18 protein-coding genes are annotated in these 17,953 nt (G+C 36.4%); 9 read left to right on the forward strand and 9 right to left on the reverse strand.

Annotated elements, in window-relative coordinates; translation table 11 throughout:
• Positions 1-6 precede the first annotated feature (6 nt).
• From QM538_05390 to QM538_05405, 4 genes are all read right to left on the reverse strand, one after another.
• Positions 7-1,113, reverse strand: a complete 1,107-nt coding sequence (locus QM538_05390) for a polyamine ABC transporter substrate-binding protein (GenBank protein MDI9347919.1) — start codon at positions 1,111-1,113, stop codon at positions 7-9.
• Between the two features lie 62 nt (positions 1,114-1,175).
• Entirely contained in the window at positions 1,176-2,021 is an 846-nt protein-coding gene (locus QM538_05395) for a tetratricopeptide repeat protein (GenBank protein MDI9347920.1), read from the reverse strand.
• Positions 2,005-2,772, reverse strand: coding sequence for a tetratricopeptide repeat protein (locus QM538_05400; GenBank protein MDI9347921.1), 768 nt, complete (start codon positions 2,770-2,772; stop codon positions 2,005-2,007). The genes QM538_05395 and QM538_05400 overlap by 17 nt, the downstream gene beginning before the upstream one ends.
• Positions 2,769-3,827 (reverse strand): tetratricopeptide repeat protein, encoded by a 1,059-nt coding sequence (locus QM538_05405; protein ID MDI9347922.1) that lies wholly within the window; start codon positions 3,825-3,827, stop codon positions 2,769-2,771. The genes QM538_05400 and QM538_05405 overlap by 4 nt, the downstream gene beginning before the upstream one ends.
• A gap of 54 nt (positions 3,828-3,881) precedes the next feature.
• Here QM538_05405 and QM538_05410 point away from each other — a divergent pair, with 54 nt between their 5' ends.
• Genes QM538_05410 through QM538_05435 form a run of 6 tightly spaced genes read left to right on the forward strand, consistent with a single transcriptional unit; the run spans position 3,882 to position 8,990 of the window.
• Positions 3,882-4,514, forward strand: a complete 633-nt coding sequence (locus QM538_05410) for a cytochrome c biogenesis protein CcdA (protein MDI9347923.1) — start codon at positions 3,882-3,884, stop codon at positions 4,512-4,514.
• Complete coding sequence (locus QM538_05415; GenBank protein MDI9347924.1) at positions 4,514-5,086, forward strand: tyrosine-protein phosphatase; 573 nt, start codon at positions 4,514-4,516, stop codon at positions 5,084-5,086. The genes QM538_05410 and QM538_05415 overlap by 1 nt, the downstream gene beginning before the upstream one ends.
• 28 nt (positions 5,087-5,114) lie before the next feature.
• Positions 5,115-5,645, forward strand: coding sequence for an inorganic diphosphatase (gene ppa, locus QM538_05420; GenBank protein ID MDI9347925.1), 531 nt, complete (start codon positions 5,115-5,117; stop codon positions 5,643-5,645).
• Entirely contained in the window at positions 5,646-6,446 is an 801-nt protein-coding gene (xth, locus tag QM538_05425) for an exodeoxyribonuclease III (GenBank protein ID MDI9347926.1), read from the forward strand.
• Between the two features lie 39 nt (positions 6,447-6,485).
• Positions 6,486-7,850, forward strand: coding sequence for a S41 family peptidase (locus tag QM538_05430; protein MDI9347927.1), 1,365 nt, complete (start codon positions 6,486-6,488; stop codon positions 7,848-7,850).
• Positions 7,851-7,862: 12 nt separating this feature from the next.
• Positions 7,863-8,990, forward strand: coding sequence for a hypothetical protein (locus QM538_05435; GenBank protein ID MDI9347928.1), 1,128 nt, complete (start codon positions 7,863-7,865; stop codon positions 8,988-8,990).
• A gap of 20 nt (positions 8,991-9,010) precedes the next feature.
• Here the strand turns inward: QM538_05435 and QM538_05440 are convergent, their stop codons facing one another.
• Together QM538_05440 and QM538_05445 are read right to left on the reverse strand one after the other, a co-directional pair.
• Positions 9,011-10,519, reverse strand: coding sequence for a hypothetical protein (locus tag QM538_05440; GenBank protein ID MDI9347929.1), 1,509 nt, complete (start codon positions 10,517-10,519; stop codon positions 9,011-9,013).
• Positions 10,520-10,534: 15 nt separating this feature from the next.
• Positions 10,535-11,914, reverse strand: a complete 1,380-nt coding sequence (locus QM538_05445; GenBank protein MDI9347930.1) for a hypothetical protein — start codon at positions 11,912-11,914, stop codon at positions 10,535-10,537.
• An 82-nt stretch (positions 11,915-11,996) separates the two neighbouring features.
• On the opposite strand from QM538_05445, the gene QM538_05450 reads away from it, so the two are divergent.
• Positions 11,997-12,986, forward strand: a complete 990-nt coding sequence (locus QM538_05450) for a lysylphosphatidylglycerol synthase transmembrane domain-containing protein (GenBank protein ID MDI9347931.1) — start codon at positions 11,997-11,999, stop codon at positions 12,984-12,986.
• Here the strand turns inward: QM538_05450 and QM538_05455 are convergent.
• Both QM538_05455 and QM538_05460 read right to left on the reverse strand, forming a co-directional pair.
• Positions 12,969-13,967, reverse strand: coding sequence for a hypothetical protein (locus QM538_05455; protein ID MDI9347932.1), 999 nt, complete (start codon positions 13,965-13,967; stop codon positions 12,969-12,971). The two genes, QM538_05450 and QM538_05455, sit on opposite strands and share 18 nt — an antisense overlap.
• Before the next feature lie 118 nt (positions 13,968-14,085).
• On the reverse strand, positions 14,086-15,033 hold the full coding sequence (locus QM538_05460) for a DUF1647 domain-containing protein (protein ID MDI9347933.1): 948 nt from the start codon (positions 15,031-15,033) through the stop codon (positions 14,086-14,088).
• 114 nt (positions 15,034-15,147) lie between these two features.
• Between QM538_05460 and QM538_05465 the strand changes: the two genes are divergently transcribed.
• The gene (locus QM538_05465) at positions 15,148-16,080 is read left to right on the forward strand and encodes a glycosyltransferase family 2 protein (protein ID MDI9347934.1); all 933 of its coding nucleotides are present in this window, start codon (positions 15,148-15,150) and stop codon (positions 16,078-16,080) included.
• Positions 16,073-17,392 carry an NAD(P)/FAD-dependent oxidoreductase gene (locus QM538_05470; protein MDI9347935.1) on the forward strand — a complete coding sequence of 440 codons (1,320 nt, stop codon included), beginning with the start codon at positions 16,073-16,075 and terminating at the stop codon, positions 17,390-17,392. Before QM538_05465 ends, QM538_05470 begins: the two co-directional genes overlap by 8 nt.
• On the opposite strand, the gene QM538_05475 is transcribed toward QM538_05470, so the two are convergent.
• Complete coding sequence (locus tag QM538_05475; GenBank protein ID MDI9347936.1) at positions 17,371-17,940, reverse strand: hypothetical protein; 570 nt, start codon at positions 17,938-17,940, stop codon at positions 17,371-17,373. The two genes, QM538_05470 and QM538_05475, sit on opposite strands and share 22 nt — an antisense overlap.
• Positions 17,941-17,953: the final 13 nt, after the last annotated feature.

Genomic DNA, 17,953 nt, shown 5'->3' on the forward strand with positions numbered 1-17,953 from the left:
CCTTTATTATTTAGTTGCTTTCAGCTCTGTCCATAATTGAGTTTGCTTTCTGCTATATTCTTGTGAATTAACTCTGCTAGGGACTAGTTTTTCTTTAATGGCGTCTTCGGGATACACTGCCGGGTCATCTATAATTTCTTTTTCAATAAACTCTTTTGAATTTATATTACTATTTGCATAATAGGTATGATTAGTAATTCTAGCTGTTACTTCTGGAGTTAAAAAATAATTTAGAAATTCATGTGCTTCGGCAACATTCTTGGAGTCAGCAGGTATCACAAGGGTATCCATCCACAAAACCGCTCCTTCTTTTGGAATACTGTATACAATTTCATCATTAAATCCAGATTCTTTCGCGCGATCTCGGGCCTGAATAATATCACCATTGTAGCCAACCACAACACAGATCTCACCATTAGCCAAATCATTTAAATATCTTGAAGAGTCAAAATATTTAATGAATGGACGGATCTTCAAGAGAGCAGCTTGAGCCTGCTCTAACTGCTTTAGATCTTCTTTGTAGGGATCTAGACCTAGTGCGATAATTACATTAGTATAAATATCTTTAGGGTCATCTAGCAAAGCAATACCACATGTGCTTAATTTCTGTGCATTTTTTGGATCAATGACTAGTTTCCATGAGTCATAAGGCGCATTAGGGAGCGCTCTTGCTATCTTAGTTTTGTTGTATCCGATTCCACTAGTCCCCCACATATAGTTAACTGCATATTGATTTTGCGGATCATACCCTTCTAGTTTTTTATAAATACTTGGATCAACATTGCTAAGATTGGGGATTTTAGATTTATCTATTTTTTGAATAAGTTTTGCACTAATAAACCGTTCAGCAAAATCAGCAGTGGGGACAACTAAATCGTAACCTGAGCCACCAGCAAGTAATTTGGCTTCAATGACTTCATTACTATCGTAATTATCATAGATAACTTTGATGCCAGTTTTAGTTTCAAATTCTGGAATAGATTTCTCGTCTATATAATCATTCCAATTATATATATTGAGTGTGCGCTCTTTGGTTTTCTCTCCGCAAGAAACTAGTAACATGGCCACACCAACGCTCATCATAGTTATAAAAATTCCACTTGTTCTTCTCATAATCTTGTCTCCTATATTGGTAATTATATTATATGGTTATTTTTACTACAATATTGCCTTAATTATTGGGCTTTCATTTTTTTTAACTTTTGCATTGCTAAAGGATATTTTTGATCCGCAGAGTTTTTTAAGTACTGAAATGTGAGCTCTTCATTTTTTCTAGCACCAATACCGTACTGATACATTATCGCTATGTTGTACTGAGCCACAGGATTATTTCTAATTGCAGACCGTTGCATCCAATAAAATGCCGCCTCTCTATTTTTGCCTTGATCTACACCAAACAATAACAATAGCCAGGCAAGTGGCCTAGGCAATTTACTTGAATAATTCCTACTATATAAATAGGCTACAATTGGCATGGATTCTTCATCTCCATTTTCTGCCGCTTTGAGAAACCAATTAAACGCTTGATGAATATCTTTAGCAACACCAAAACCAAAATAATAACATTTTGCCAAAGCAACATACGCTAACACAAATGATTTATCTGAGCTTTTTTTATACCATTTGAACGCCTGATCATACTCAGACTTACCAAGTACATTAGACTGACCGTTTTGATACAAAACTCCTAAATTGTACTCAGCTATCGCACTCCCAAGTGTGCTCGCTCGCTCTAACCACTCTTTTGCTCGCTCATAGTCTTTTGGGACTACTTGCCCATCTAAATACAACACCCCTAATACATTGGCAGCCTTTGCCACATTGTAGACTAGCCCTAATTCATTTAATAGTTTTACTGAGTTTGGTACATCCTCTTTATTAAAGTACGACACTGCTTGGCCCCATTTTTTTTCAATGATTGCCGCATCGTACATGCTCATGGCATCGGTATTTAATTCGGCATACGCAACACTCATGAGGGAAAAATACAATGCAAAAACAAAATTAATTCGAGTCTTCATATTCCCCATCACACCGCATTGGTACAAATGTATATTGTTCATTAATTTTACTTTTCAATTTTTTCATTTGGGCTTTAACTTTATTTTGCTCTTCGGTATCCAAATCTTTAGTCCAACTTTCATATGCTAACGATGCTTCTTTCGAGCCGAAATGCATGGCAAGAGCTTGCCATGCAAGCGCCAAGGTACTATTTGTTTCGCCAAGAAGTGTGGATTGATAGATGGTCGCTAATTGCCATTGAGCGTCTTTGTCTCCTTTATTTGCTGCCTTAGTATACCAATAAATAGCTTTTGGAATATCCATTTTAACACCTCTACCTAAATGGTAGTTCCAGGCTAAGCTAAACATTCCATCAGTATCGCCCTGTTCTGCTGATCGGAGTAAATATTGTCTCGCCGTTTCTCTATTTTTATCTGAGAGATTATTACTTCTCTCAAGTAAAGTACTATAACTGTAAGAAGCTGGGCCATAGCCAGCTTTTGAAGCGAGGAGGTAGTTTTCAGTTGCCCCGACTAGATCTAATGGCACTACCAATCCATCTTCTAATATAGCGGCATAGCGATAAAATAGCGGGGCGTTTTTTTTATTGGAGTAGAGTAGCTCATATGCTTTATCAATACTCCCCATTTGGACTAGGCACCAAAAAGTATCCGCGACAAGCTCTTTTTTATTTAGAGTAGAAGCATTGCTATTGTAAATAAGAATTGAAACCAATAACAATGTCCAAGGTAATGGCGAACATGCTTTCACTGGGTAGAATATTTTTCTAAAGCTTTTTTATTTTTTTCTATTTCAAATCGTAAATCTGCAATCTTGGTATTTGCTTCTTCCTTTTGTTGCCCATCAAGCCATTTACCGGCACTCTCAAGTTTCTCAGCCGCAATACTTGATCCAAATTCTTTTGCTAATGTGTAATATTGAAAGGCTAGCTGTAATTGATTCTGAGATTTATCTTCAAACGCTTGATCTGCTTTCCAAGTAAGCGCATAGCTATTACCAACATCTGCGGCATGTGTAAAGTACTCTTGTGCTTTTTCCAGATTTTCTTTAGTGCCAATACCATAAAAATACATCTGCCCAAGTACTTTCCGTGAATCATCAAAATAGTTACTTGATTTTTCAAAATAAATTCGTGCCACGGAAAGATCTTTTTTCATTCCTATGCCAAATAAGTTTCTATAGGCCAAAATATTTAATACCAACGGGTTTTCAGATTTTTTCACTTCCTCGATAAGAGATTGAAGTTTGGGAGGATTAAGTTCCGGCTCATTGGGATTTGTTAATTGTAATGTGGCAAGAGTTTCTTTTGCCTTTTCGCTATTTTTAGCATAGGCTTTTTTCAACCATACAATTCCAGCAGAGAAATCTCTCTTGGTACCAATCCCAGATACATAATACACTCCAGTTAAAAACATACCGTCCACAAATCCTCCCTGCGCGGATTTTAGAAATAATTCAAACGCTTTATTGAAGTTTTGCAAAACACCTTTACCTTGGCTATACAAAATACCCGCATTAAATGTCCCTCTAAGATCTCCGATTGAATGTGCACGAATAAATTTAGCGAACGCTGTGTCATAATTTTTATTATTAAACGCTTCAACTCCAGCATTAAAATTATTGTTCGCTTCTTGTGTTGTTTTTTGATTATCGGCTGGGTTACTATTTGTATTTGAATCCTTTTTCTCTTGCTGCTGGATGCCAAGCAACCGTTCCGATAGCGATGGCTCGGCATATAGACTTAGACATTGAGTTAGTATTATTAGTGTCGTAAGTGTCTTTATAATGCGAGTATAACAAATCATATAAATAATTATATTACACTATCAACTAGAAATTACCATAAAATAACTGTCAACATGATTTTCTCTATATTCGTAGCTTTTTTGTTGGGAAGTAGACATGCTATTGAGTCCGATCACGTAGCCACTGTATGTGGACTAACGGCAATGAAGCAAGGGATAATAAGTAAAACTACCGCCATTAAAACTTTCGCACTTTGGACATTTGGACATAGTGTCTCAATCTTTCTTGGAGCAATAATTTTAATCTCTTTTTCAGTTACCGTAATACATAAAATTGGGCACTGGTTGAATGCAATAGTTGGTATTGCAATGATATTTTTGGGAATAAGAATAATGTATCTTGTAACTACCTATAAAAAAAATTTGTATAGGTCAACTACTTCAAAACAAGATAACCATGCCCCTTCATCATTCTCAATGGGTGTTATTCATGGCTTAGCAGGTTCAGGTCCAGTTTTGTTATTATTCCTGAGCAATTCTACTAGCACATCATTTGCATTCGTACATCTATTTGTGTTTACCCTTGGGGTTTTACTCACCATGTTGGTAGTAGCATTAATTTTTTCATATTTTTACCATGAAGTATCCAGAAAAAAAGCACAGGTGTTGGTAGCTTTCCAATGTCTCACTGGCATGATAAATTTTATATTGGGGGGCCTTATGTTGGTGCCTGATATAATACTATAATGAGATTGCCCGTCATTACATTAGCAAAAAAACTGTTGTTTGGAATTGCTCTTGGTGTCCTTGTCTTAATTGCTTTTTATGTTTATTATTTTTATAGTGCCTTCAACTTTCACAGTGTGATTGAAGGTGAGCTATATCGTTCAGCCATACTTCCCACGCGAGTATTAGAAGAAAAAGTAGACACAAATCATATCCGATCTGTTTTAAATTTAACTTCAGAGGGCGCAAAAAATAAATTTACCTGGGCTGAGAGAGAAAAAGAATTATTGGCTAATAGAGGTGTAGAGTACTATAATTACACAATTTCAGCAAGAAAAATTGTAACCCAAGAACAGATGGATGAATTGATTCACATAATGCGCAACGCTCCGAAACCATTATTGGTACATTGCAAACATGGCGCAGACCGAACTGGCCTAGTCTCGGCATTATACCTTTATGCGGTTAAACAAAATAAAAAAGCTAGCGGAAGTCAGCTTAGTATCAAGTATGGTCATGACTCATTGGGTATAAGTGAAAGTAGAGCTATGGACATCAGTTTTAATAATTACATTTTGGCACACAGTAAATAATACCTTACTGAGTATATAATAATTGACTATGAATATTAACGAGATTTCGCCTGGATCTAATCCACCTCAAGACATTAATACTATTATTGAAATACCTGCTCTCAGCAATATTAAGTATGAGCTGTGTAAAAAATCAAACGCGATTTTGGTTGACAGATTTGTGGCCACTCCCATGCATTATCCATTGAACTATGGATTTATCCCCCATACCTTAGCAGGAGATGGCGATCCGCTTGATGTTTTAGTAGTAACTCCTAATTCTGCGGCTTTGCTACCCGGTTCGGTAATTAGAGTAAGACCGATAGGTGCTCTTTTTATGGATGACGAAGCTGGTGGCGATGAAAAAATTATCGCGGTACCTCATAGTAAAATTAGCACCATGTATGACTCAATCAAAGAGACAGACCATCTTCCTGAATTACTGAAAAAACAGATAGAGCATTTTTTCCTACATTATAAAGACCTAGAACCAGGTAAATGGGTAAAGTTAAAAGGGTGGCTTTCACTGTCTCAGAGTCACGATGTCATTACAAAAGCAATTGCGAATTATACTAACTGAGTGCAATCAGAATTAGTTGTCGCGAGTTGGAATGTAAATTCCATCCGCTCTCGTTTAGCACATGTGCTTCGTTGGCTGGAAAATAACAATGTTTCAGTGCTTGCTTTGCAAGAAACTAAAGTTATAGATGAGCTTTTTCCAAGTGAAGCGTTTATTAAAAATAACTGGCATGTATCATTTTGTGGTCAGAAATCCTACAATGGGGTAGCCTTTATCACTCGTGAACCACCAATATCAGTAAGCAGATTAACAGATTTTGGGTTTCCTACTAACCTTAAAGGCGATCTTGAGGCCCGTGCTATTGAAATCACCACTAGTCAACAAGTTTCAATTTTAAATATTTATGCGGTTAATGGGGAAGCGTTAGACTCACCAAAATTTAATTACAAATTATCTTGGTTCTCTGCTCTTAAAAATTACTTGGCTCGCACTAATGCCCCGAGCAAAAAGTATCTTATTGTGGGAGATTTTAATATTGCCCCCAGCGATCTTGATGTCTATGATAAAGAAATCTGGAAAAACAGAGTCCATGTCAGTACCGAGGAACGAAGTGCACTTGCAGAGATTATTGAAATTGGTTTTCATGACACATTCAGACATCTATACCCTAATCAAGAGCAAAGTTACACTTGGTGGGATTACCGCACATTTGCCTTTGATAAAAACCATGGTCTACGCATAGACTTAAGTTTAGCCAGCCAGTCTCTCCTTGCTAAAATTAAAGATGTCAGTATTGACAAAGCGCCTCGGGCTTGGGAAAAAGCCTCAGATCACACCCCATTAGTTACCACCATCGGGTAAGGCCATCAGGTAAAAATCTATATACTGTATAATAATAAAGTGTTTGCACTTTTTAGTAAAAATCGTTTTCACATAATATCCGGAATAATAGGGTTTACTCTTGCTGTTATTTTGTTTGTAGTTTTTGAAGTTTTTGCTTCTAAAAATCAAAACAACCCTTCAGGTACCACTATCCCAATTAGCCAACTTAAAATATTCGCAGAAGTTTTTGAAAATATTAAACAAAATTATGTTGACGAAGTAAAAGACAGCGTTCTCATGGAAGGGGCAATTAAGGGGATGCTCACCGAACTAGATCCACACAGCAACTACTTATCTAAAAAAGAATTTAAAGAACTTCAAATCAGTACCAGAGGTGAATTTGGTGGACTAGGCATCCAAGTAACTATGGAAGATGGGTTGGTCAAAGTTATCGCCCCTATTGATGACACGCCAGCTCAGCGCGCAGGGGTAAAATCAGGAGATTTAATCATTAAATTAGACGAAACTCCAGTAAAAGGGTTAACACTAGACCAGGCTATAGATATTATGCGTGGCGCACCAGGCACTCCTATCTCGCTCACGATGATACGAAAAGGGCAAGAACCATTTAGATTAAATTTAATTCGTGCGATTATCAGCGTCGCTAGCGTAAAGTCAAGAAGATTGTCTAATAACATAGTGTATCTCCGCATCAGTCAATTTCAAGAGAAAACAGCTCGAGATGTGGAAAATGAATTTAACAAACAAGTTAAAAAATCTAAAGAGCCAGTCGAAGGACTGGTGCTTGATTTGCGCTCTAACCCAGGTGGGCTATTAGACGCAGCAAAAGAAATTTCAGATCATTTTTTAGAAAGCGGATTGGTAGTATTCACCAAGACTCGTAATGGTATCAGCGATTCATATCAAGCCCAAGGCAAAGATATCGCCAAGGGAGTGCCAATAGTAGTTTTAGTGGATGGTGGCTCAGCATCAGCATCAGAAATTGTTGCGGGAGCCTTGCAAGACAACAGACGAGCCGTGATTGCTGGATTGCGCACCTTCGGAAAAGGCAGTGTTCAGAATTTACATGGGCTAGAAGATGGTGGGGCTATCAAACTAACTATCGCCAGATATTACACTCCTTCAGGCAACTCTATTCAAGAAAAAGGTATTGAGCCTGACATTCAGCTTGAGTACTTAGATATAAAAAAGAATGAGAGAAACACCCTTCTGGATTTACGCGAAGCTGATTTACAAAATCACCTTGTCAATGAAGAAAACAAAAAAACTGATAAGTCCTTACCACAAGATGATACCGATAGTGCTTTTCAGAAATCTCTTCCTGAAAATGATTTTATGCTTTATCAAGCAATTAATTTAGTTCAAGGCATGGCTGCTACCAAGAAACAAAAAACTGCCTTACGCCAAGACCAATTAAAGTAACTTGCTCGAGCTATGATTAGTGGCGAAGAGTATAGTGAAATTGTTCTTTCCTGTGATGAATTAATTAAAGCCGGCGAATTAACCCAGGCACTTGATAAATTCTCTACTTTAGTTTTTTATCTAAAAGAAGCAATTGACCAGGGTTACAGTGATAAGGACATACTGTTATTCAGTGCTATGGGAACGCATCTATCCGATCTGCTCTTTGAACGAGGAGAAACAAATGAAGTTATTAAAATAGCTGACTTAGGTATTACTTTATGTGACAAAGCAGAAGTGTTACAAGAGCCAACTTGTGTATCAATTGGTGCAGGGGTATTACGAATGCAACGAAATGTCACAATGAAACTAATTGCAACCATGAGTGAAACCGAGAGCAATCTACTTCAAGCACAACTTGAAAGAGCCACTATCGCTCTTCAATATTATGATAATTTGTATGAAAATCCTATATTTAAACTTGACTCATCGCTTCTTGATATCCTAGAGCATTTAGCCGGCACCGCAACTATCGCGCTCCATCTCAAAGACCACAAACAAATTTCTAATCTATTAAAAACCCTTCTCTATCCCTATGTTCGGCATGAAAAAGATATAGACTTATTTACCCAAGCTGAAATTGAGGCACTACTCGCATTATTGGTCGTTTATGCTAAAGTCCTTTCATTTACTGCTATAAGTCAAATTGATGATGAAGACTCATTGCTAGCCACCGCAACATTATTCACCGTAAGAACAGCAAACCAGTGTCTTGAATTAATACAACCTGAAAATAAACTTCTCGCGCTAAATTATTTTTCTCAAATATTTGAAATAATGACGCAGCTTGAAATGACGCATGTAGACCATGCGTTGCATTTTCAAATATTAGTCATATTTCAAAATCTTTCAAATATCATTGAACCATTTTCTGATCAAGAATTATATTACACCTCAATTGTGCATCTATCAAATGCGATCATTAATACTACCGGCATTAAGGCAAAGACTAGGAATGATGCCAACAAGTACTTGAATATACCACTTGCACTTTCTTATCATACTGTATTATTCAAATATATTTCCAATAAAAATAAAAGCCATAAACAGGCGTTTGCACATTTGATCGCACAGCAAACATTATTAGAAAATCACAAGTAACACTAACGCTACAACTAGCTTCAATAGGACAGTTTCCACATACGCCAGTACATGGTTGGTGGTCCCACTTGAATGATGGTATGTGCATTAAAATATTTTTGTAATTCTTCTCTAGTACATCTAATACATATATTTATAATGTGCGATCTGTTTAGCTTGATTCTCGTTTCCTCTAATGAAAAAACATCTTTCGCATTAAGCGGATCAATATAAGTAACCAATTGATTTTTATCACCATATAACGATTGCTGATAATATCCTCCCCAGGAAGAAAAGTTAATCACTGCATTGCGAGCAATTTCAGGCTTTTGAAGATATTTAAATAGTTCTTCTCGTTCTGGGTTTTGTTCAACTCTTACTTCGGCAAAGGTAAGCTGTAAGGAAGTTACAACTACAACAAGGGTCATAGAAGCAAGCACTACTATAAATGAGCGCCAGGATGCGTTGGCATACAGCATTAAAGCAATTATCATTGGTACATGAAGGAAAATTAAATGATGCCCAAAGTGGACATTCTTCATGACAAAATAAATAAAGCTGGTAGCTCCGAAAGCAAGTGCTAAATACCTTCCGTAGCTATGCCTAGTAATCCAGATTTGCTTACCAGCTATAAATAGCAATGGACAAAATGCCAAGGTAGAAATCAGCCTTTCTTGTAAAGTAAATTCAAAGCCTCGATCTGCCATGTTTAATGGTGTAAAGGTAAATGTAACAATAGCCACTAGGGCTCTACCAAAACCTCGCTCATAATCAGGCAACATGGATAGAAGATGGACAATGTATGGCTGAAGTTTTCCATTCCAAAGATAGACTTGAGTAAATAGTAATGTAACACTCATAGCTATCGCAATAGCGCCTATCAATAGTACACATGATTGTAAATTGCTCTTTATAAATAATTCTATCGGCTGATACTTTTTATAATTCAACACCACAAATACAAGAATTAAAATTTGGGGTATAAGGTAAAGGAAAAATGGCTTGTCTTCAATAGCAATTGCCACTACCATACATACGCCCACTCCTATTAGCAACTGCTTTTTTCTTTTTAGTTCATTAAACAACGCAACGATTAGCATAATCAATAAAAAATGGGCTACCAGTGCAAAACGAATCGGCCCAGCATCATGCAAGGATTGGTACAGCAATGGTGTGTAACAAATGGGGAGCAACATTAAATACCTTTGCAATAAAAATATTCTAGAAATTAACCAGCCCATACATATAAGTGCTACAATTCCATACAGATAATGTGAATATTTGCTCTGGTTAAACCAATAAAATGGCTTATAAAAAATATTTGATACCGCACCAGAGTATAGATAATTTCTATAGTAGCTAATTCCGAGTATAGAGTTTTTATAATCTGTACAAGATTCTTTATATACATGCTCCTTAGCAAATGGGTAATCTGTGCAGGCAATTCGATGGTAGGGCAGAAACTCATCCATACTGGGAGAAACTAACATAAATCTCCATATTGCAAATACTGAGACTAAGATAAGAAGTAAATAATTTCCCCACTTCATTGTTCTGTTGTAAACTTAACTAGCAAATCTCTTTAGATAGGAAGCGTAGGGGGTCTGGGATAGGAATAGTGCAAACGAACGAATTATCACATAAAAAAGTGTTTGCACAAAGCCAAAATACCAGAGTATAAATAGGTAGTGTCTATGATAGTACGAGTGCTGGGCAGCTAACACATACCATGATACTGTAGAGACTAAAAATCCTACAAAAGCAAGCGCAAAGAGTTTCTCATTAAGATTGGGATTGCGATAGTTTCTATAGATAATTGCCGCTAAACCAATACCTACCAACACTAGAAATATTCTGCCATTGATAAAATAAATTAATTCAGGGCCTCCCCAAGATCTCCAAGTAAGATAATAATTAACTATTTGTAATGTGGTGGTTTTTATAGTACTGATGTCCATAACAACTCCTTGCCCATGTGTGCGCCAGAGCAATCTATCTACTATTATCTTAAAACCGCTGGCAAAATTATCTGGGGCAAGTAAAAAGGCGTGAAGTAATAAACACCCAATGAACACACCAACTCCGATCACACAAACGATAATCCCATGCCCCAGTGCCTTGACAATAAATTCTTTTATAGTTATATTTACTGGAGCGCTTGAAAGCTGGGCTATTGCATACATGGTAGCAGTGGCGAGCAAAATAGTTGTATAGCCTTCATAGTGACAGAGTAGTTTGAAAGCTAGTGCAATAGCTATCCCGATCAATATTTTAATTTTATTGCTACTCGTTGCAAAGCTGGCAACGATCATAGCTGGTAAGAGGCTGTACATGGTAACCCAAAGGTTGCTTGCTCCTGCCACAAACCATGGAGACAGCACTGATACCGAATAAAAGACTACGGCATAGAGCGGATTAAATAATTTGTAAACTCTATAACAAAGTAGCACGAGCAATAAACTAGAGAGAAAAGATAATAAGAAATAATATTGATAAAAGGTGAGACCAAGATCAGTAATAAAGCTGGCAGCAATACGAGCGTGTAGTCCAATAGCACTGGTATAGCCCCCCGCATATTCAATATCTGAACATGAAGGTAGCTGATGGCGCGTCTCTCTGAAAGTTTTTTCTGCTGATGAATAAACTTTATTGGGATTTAAAAACCACCCACCAAAACGATCTGTTAATTGCTTTAGATCTTTTCTAACTGCATTATTATGGTAAGGGCTACTGTTGGGCACGCATTGTTTAGCGGTTATATAGGTGATAACTTCCCATTCAAAATCTTCCATTAAGACTCTTTCATAAATTATCTCTTCGCCATAACGATCATATAGTAATTTATCAACATCAAATTTAGACTGATTAGAGATACTGAAATTAAATACTATGGTAGCGACAAGTATTGCTCCGATTGGGATTGCAAATGATGGTAGATATTTCATTTTTATATTTTATGATAGTGTGCTACTATGATACAATAAGCAATATTTTATTATCCCAACAATCTAACTAAATTGTATTGTAATGAATACATTAAAGAAATTACTGTATATAATTTTTGGTCTCAGCATCAGTGCCCTTAGTGTATGGTATTTAAACCAACAGGCTTCACTAAAACAAGTCTTACCTGAGCTGTGGAAAATACCGATTTGGTCGCTATTACTTGCAATACTATTTGTGCTGATGTCTTTTGTTGCTAGAGTGGTGCGTTGGCGACTTATTGCCACTGCCTTCACAACAAACCCTAATTCAGTTACTTTTTCTAAAACCCTTTCAATTCTATCAATTAGTTATTTGTACAATAATGTTCTTTTTTTCAGAGTCGGAGACATATACAGAGCTTACCAAGCTAATAAAATATTCTCTATATCCTTTACCCATGCTGCTGGTAGTATGATTTACGAACGAGCATTGGATTTATTTGTGATACTTATTTATCTATTTCTTGCCTGCATGTATTTACAGGTCGACATCATTGGGTGGTTCCCTCAATGGCTGTTGCTATTTGCAATCGCGCTTGCCACTACTATAGTTTGGGTTCCTGGTCTGCTATTACCTATTGCAAATGGCTGTCTTAATCTTTTATCTAAAACCTTCCCTTTACTTAAAAATAAATTATCCCATGCACAAACTTCTTTGAAGCTATTTTGTACTTTAGTTTCTAGCAATAAATTAAAAGGGATATTATTTTTTCACTCATTGCTGATCTGGTTTTTTGAACTGCTACTATTTTTTACAATAGCGGCTAGCGTGCAAGATATTACCCATCGTTCGTCAATGCTTCTCGCCATGCCGGTTAGTAGCCTGACTACATTAATCCCAAGCGCACCAGGATACATTGGCACCTTTGATCTTGCCATAACCCAGACTATGAGCCATTTCGGCAATAGTTCTCTTGCTAGCGCATCAGTTGCTATTGCAATTCATTTTATTCTATGGACTTCTGTCACTCTCATTGGTTTAATATTTTTACTCAAACAAAACGCAATCAACTTCTTACCCAGCAAAAAATAATTTGCGCACTTCTTTGTTCTGTTGTAAATATAAGGCCAGTCTTACAAAAGTTGAGTATAAAGGGTTTTCATTTTCTTGAAATAATAGTGCAGTGGGTTGTGTTATTTTTTCATCATTATGCACATATTTATAATTCATTTCATAAATCGGAGCTGGATGAATAATACTAGCATGAGATAGTGCAAATAAATCCGTTAAAAGTTCAATATTCAATACGTATTGGTCGTTTTTATCTAAAGTGCCAATCATGCCATGTGTACCATGAAGAGGCATATAACTTGTGCTAGTTCTTGAGTCAGTCGTTAATAATTGTAGGGGGGTATTAACAAAATAACTCTTTGCATATTCCATAACTTCCATACTATCAGAACATAATAATAATCTTTTGGATTTAATTTTATGGGCCAGGCTATTTAGAAACGATTTGTAATCAGTTTTATAATCAGTATTTCTAATATGCGTTGCTTCATAATCATTAGCAAGTATATGTTTAATTTTGTGATTAATAATTTGCCGTATCTCTTCTTTGATATTAATATATGGTAGTATTGGCAACGCATCTTCTATATGACCACCCCATTGTTGGTATAACAATAAATCTGAACTATGATTATCTTTCAAATTAAACCAGAGTCGCTCTCCAGTAGCGATATCGTGAAAATTATCAGACTTTTTTACATAGGTATATTGAAAATCTAAGTTATTAACCCCATTATATTTTTTGATGCATGGCTGGTTTGATCTTAGAGTAGAAAGAGTTTTTTTAAGCTCAGGGGTAAAGCTTAGTTTAATATTTTTAGCATACGAGTGATTAATAACGAAATAATTTGAAAATGAATCTTGCATACCCGAATGTGTTGTGTCTATAATTAGTGTTCTGCGATATTTAATTGCATACTCTAAACACATATTACAAACTCCGAGCATATCTGTAAAGCCGCCAAGTGGCCGACAAAGCAGTACTCTGGGAATTCTCAACACACTCCACGCCCAATAAATAAAATTAATAGTAATGCTACTATTTATAAATTGGTAATTGGCACTAGATATGCACTGTTTAAAATAATAAATAGTAAATAAAATTATGCCCATTGTTAATTTATAAATCTAGGTTCTTTTTAGAGAATCTAGATTTTCCATAAATATGCTCATATTTTTTATCATTTTGAACTGTTATGTGCTTTTCAATATTTCCTATATGCTTAGTCCAACCATATTGGTCAGCATATTTATAAAATAATATTGAAAAAACCGCTTGATCGTACCTATGGTTTTGAAAAGAAGCACCAATAGGCGCCACTACCTCTGGGAGTGAGCAAAAATGGCTCCACTCTTTTATGAGACTAATGGCCAAGGGATCTTTATTATTCAAAACAATAAAACCGCCCATTTTCATTTCAATATCAAGGTAGTTTTCACCACCCAATAGCGCAATAGTATCAGGGTGTGTATAAACACCGATTGTATGTCCAGTAGTAAAAGAGGTTACAGGTCCAAGCGCAATTAAATCGTAGAACGATATTGGTTCATCTTGTGCACTCTGTTTTATTTTCTTTTCTAAAGAATGCATAATCATGTTTCCAGCATCACACCAAACCACAAAATCGCTTTTGCTTTCTAAAAGCTCATTATAAAATATCTGTGATTTCCAAGCATAGGCACCAGCATAAAATCTATCGTTAAACTGATGTAACTGACTTTCAATTTGAAACCAACTAGGGTATTTTGTATAATCAAATTCTTTAAATGTAAATCCATTTGCTTTACAGTAATTGTATATTGAAGTAGGAAAATACATAGTATCAAGGTTATAAAAAACAAGTTTAATATGTGGGGTCATATTGCGTACCGTGCTGATAAATGCTAACGCTGAATTAAAATGATTTTTTGTGGTCGCAGTAATAATTGTAATGCTAGGATATTTTGATTGATATATTCGTTTTTTAATTAATCGTATTATAGGGTTAGGGTGCTTTATATACACTTTAGCAATCCACTTAATTATTTTATGAATGAGTTTAAGAAATAAAATTAAAATGATTACCATAGCACCTTTACGATTATCAAATTTAGAACTTGAGCAAACCTAAAAAAAACCAAGTAATGATGGTAGATATTTCATTTTTATATTTTATAGGAAGCTAGTAGATTAAAATATGCTATGCCTACTATTTCAATCATAATACCATGCTTTAATGAAGGGCTGGTCATACCTCAATTAATTGAGCGTCTAAATAAAATAGTATTAAAGTTAGAACACCATGCCTATGAAGTTATATTTATAGATGATGGTAGCAGTGATGCTACTTTTGCACTATTAGCAAAATACCAAAGCACTCATTCATGGATAAAGGTGCTTGGCTTTGCTAGGAATTTTGGACATCAGGTAGCGGTGAGTGCTGGTATTGACCATGCCATCGGTGATGCAACAATCATCATGGATGCAGATTTACAGGACCCGCCTGAAGTGGTACTTGAAATGATACAAAAATGGCAAGAGGGATACGATGTGGTGTATGGGGTGAGAGAACAAAGGGTGGGTGAGAGTTGGTTTAAGCTCCTTACTGCGAAGTATTTTTATCGCCTATTACAAAATGTTTCTGAAATTACAATTCCACTAGATAGTGGAGATTTTAGATTGCTGAGCAGACGAGTGGTTGATTTGATTAAGAAAATGCCAGAGCAAGATCGTTTTCTCAGGGGGATGGTTGCCTGGGTAGGGTTTAAGCAATTTGGCCTGCGTTATGTGCGTGACAAACGGTATGCAGGCGATACTAAATATCCTTTAAAAAAAATGATTGCATTTGCATTAGATGGGATATTGTCATTTTCTAAAAAGCCACTGCGGATAGCGAGTTTTTTTGGCGGACTATTTATCATGGGCTCTTTAGTGGCTCTCTGTGTTGTGTTGCTCTTTGGACTACTGTTTCAATGTTGGAGTAGTGGGATAGTATTGATACTCATAGCAATGTTTTTTATAGGTGGGATACAGCTCTTGTGTTTGGGAATACTAGGAGAGTATTTGGGTAGATTATATTCTCAGAGTAAAAATCGTCCCTTATATGTAATTGGAGAAAAACTTGGCTTTGACTAAACCACGGGTAGCGATAATTGGAGGTGGGTTTTCTGGTCTGACCATAGCGTACACCTTACAAAAATACGGGATAGCGTCCGTGGTGTATGAGGCGCAAGATGAAGTTGGGGGCTTGGCATCTTCATTTACCATGCATGGCACTACTCTTGATAAATTTTATCACCATTGGTTTACTAGCGACGCAGAGGTCTTACAGCTTGTCTCTGAATTGGGAATGTCCGCAAAATTATCCACGCAAGCCACAAGAACTGGAATGTATTATGCGCATAATTTTTATAAACTTTCCTCGCCGATTGATTTACTACGCTACAAACCCCTAGCGATTTTAGATAGAATACGGTTGGGGCTCCTCTATCTAAAAGCGAGTAAAGTGCAAGACTGGGGACGGTTAGAATCTATACGCGCAAAGGATTGGTTAATTGCAATGGGGGGAATTAATGTCTATCAAAAGGTCTGGGAGCCATTACTTAAGGGTAAGTTTGGAAGCTACGCAGATGAAATATCTGCGGTATGGATTTGGAACAAATTAAAACTTCGAGGAGGTAGCCGAGGAAAAAAAGGGCAGGAACAGCTGATGTATCTTGAGGGAGGCTTTGCTACTGTGGCAATGCAGATAGAAAAACAACTTACTCTTCAAGGCTCCAAGGTGCTCTGCGGTCAAGAAATACTGTCCTTAACACCAAAAGATACTGGCTGGCAGTTAACAACCAAGGAATCTAGTAACTTTTACGATGTTGTGATAGCAACATGCGCATTGCCTGAATTTTCAAACATCATTAATAAATTTGCCTCTGAATCATACTTGGCTTCATTAAATGCAATACCTTACCTTGCAAATGTTTGTTTGATTCTAGAGCTTAATCAGCCGCTTTCCGATCTATACTGGATCAATGTTGCCGACCCTTCCTTTCCATTTGTTGGGATTATTGAACATACCAATTTTATAAACAAGGGGGCTTATAACAATCGCCATTTAGTCTATCTCTCTAGATACTTAGAGCATACTAATGAAATATATAACTATGATAATAAAGCACTTTTATCATTCGCTTTACCCCATATTAGATCAATGTTTCCTAAATTTGACCAATCAACTATACTACAATCCTATAGCTGGAAGGCTAGATATGCGCAGCCAATTGTTACTAAACATTACTCTTCACTCATTCCAAGTACCAAGACACCTTATAAAAATCTTTATCTCTGTAGTATGGCACAAATCTACCCTGAAGATCGCGGAACGAACTATGCCATCAGAGAGGGAAGACAGCTAGCTGAACAGCTCAAAGCTCAAGGGGTCTTTTCTTTTTGAATTAAGACTGGCTTTGGGCTAACAAATTCATCAGACACACCGTAGATTGGTGCTACCCAGCGCAGAAACCGTACAAAGCGCTTGCCTCGATCCGTTAATTGATATTGCGTCTCATTGATTTTTTTAATATTACCGCTTTTGAGTTGCTCATCTATTCTTCTCGCAATTGCATTCTTATCATTCATATAGCCCTTTAAAAAAATGCTCTCAAGCTCTTGCTCGGTGAAGGGTTCTTGGTAGTTATATGAGTAGCCAAGTAGATAAACCGAAATAGAACGATCTAGGCTCACTGGGACTAAGACTAGAAAGTTAACATTAAAACAAATGAGTAATGCCGTTATCGCAATTGCATGTGCTGAAGAAATTTTGCTTTTATAAGTAAAAAATAATGCGCCAAGTAATTGAATACTTGCAAGCAACGCCACCACCGCAATCCCCCGATAAAAATAAATACTAATGGACCCCAATAGCTGTAGGTACATAGCAAGTGGGAAAATCAAAATTCCGATACATATATTAATCAAGTAAAATAAGAAAATTGATTTCATTTAATTACTAGCC

It is taken from the genome of Candidatus Methylacidiphilales bacterium (genome assembly GCA_030054035.1).
Taxonomy (GTDB): Bacteria; Pseudomonadota; Gammaproteobacteria; order JASGCS01; family JASGCS01; genus JASGCS01.

What these genes read in the sequence shown, in the direction of transcription:
- QM538_05405 (MDI9347922.1), bottom strand. Translation starts at nt 3,827, where the DNA reads ATGATTTGTTATACTCGCATTATAAAGACACTTACGACACTAATAATA.
- QM538_05410 (MDI9347923.1), top strand. Translation starts at nt 3,882, where the DNA reads ATGATTTTCTCTATATTCGTAGCTTTTTTGTTGGGAAGTAGACATGCT.
- QM538_05465 (MDI9347934.1), top strand. Translation starts at nt 15,148, where the DNA reads ATGCCTACTATTTCAATCATAATACCATGCTTTAATGAAGGGCTGGTC.
- QM538_05390 (MDI9347919.1), bottom strand. Translation starts at nt 1,113, where the DNA reads ATGAGAAGAACAAGTGGAATTTTTATAACTATGATGAGCGTTGGTGTG.
- QM538_05475 (MDI9347936.1), bottom strand. Translation starts at nt 17,940, where the DNA reads ATGAAATCAATTTTCTTATTTTACTTGATTAATATATGTATCGGAATT.
- QM538_05445 (MDI9347930.1), bottom strand. Translation starts at nt 11,914, where the DNA reads ATGAAATATCTACCATCATTTGCAATCCCAATCGGAGCAATACTTGTC.
- QM538_05415 (MDI9347924.1), top strand. Translation starts at nt 4,514, where the DNA reads ATGAGATTGCCCGTCATTACATTAGCAAAAAAACTGTTGTTTGGAATT.
- QM538_05460 (MDI9347933.1), bottom strand. Translation starts at nt 15,033, where the DNA reads ATGGTAATCATTTTAATTTTATTTCTTAAACTCATTCATAAAATAATT.
- QM538_05395 (MDI9347920.1), bottom strand. Translation starts at nt 2,021, where the DNA reads ATGAAGACTCGAATTAATTTTGTTTTTGCATTGTATTTTTCCCTCATG.
- QM538_05435 (MDI9347928.1), top strand. Translation starts at nt 7,863, where the DNA reads ATGATTAGTGGCGAAGAGTATAGTGAAATTGTTCTTTCCTGTGATGAA.
- QM538_05440 (MDI9347929.1), bottom strand. Translation starts at nt 10,519, where the DNA reads ATGAAGTGGGGAAATTATTTACTTCTTATCTTAGTCTCAGTATTTGCA.
- QM538_05450 (MDI9347931.1), top strand. Translation starts at nt 11,997, where the DNA reads ATGAATACATTAAAGAAATTACTGTATATAATTTTTGGTCTCAGCATC.
- ppa (MDI9347925.1), top strand. Translation starts at nt 5,115, where the DNA reads ATGAATATTAACGAGATTTCGCCTGGATCTAATCCACCTCAAGACATT.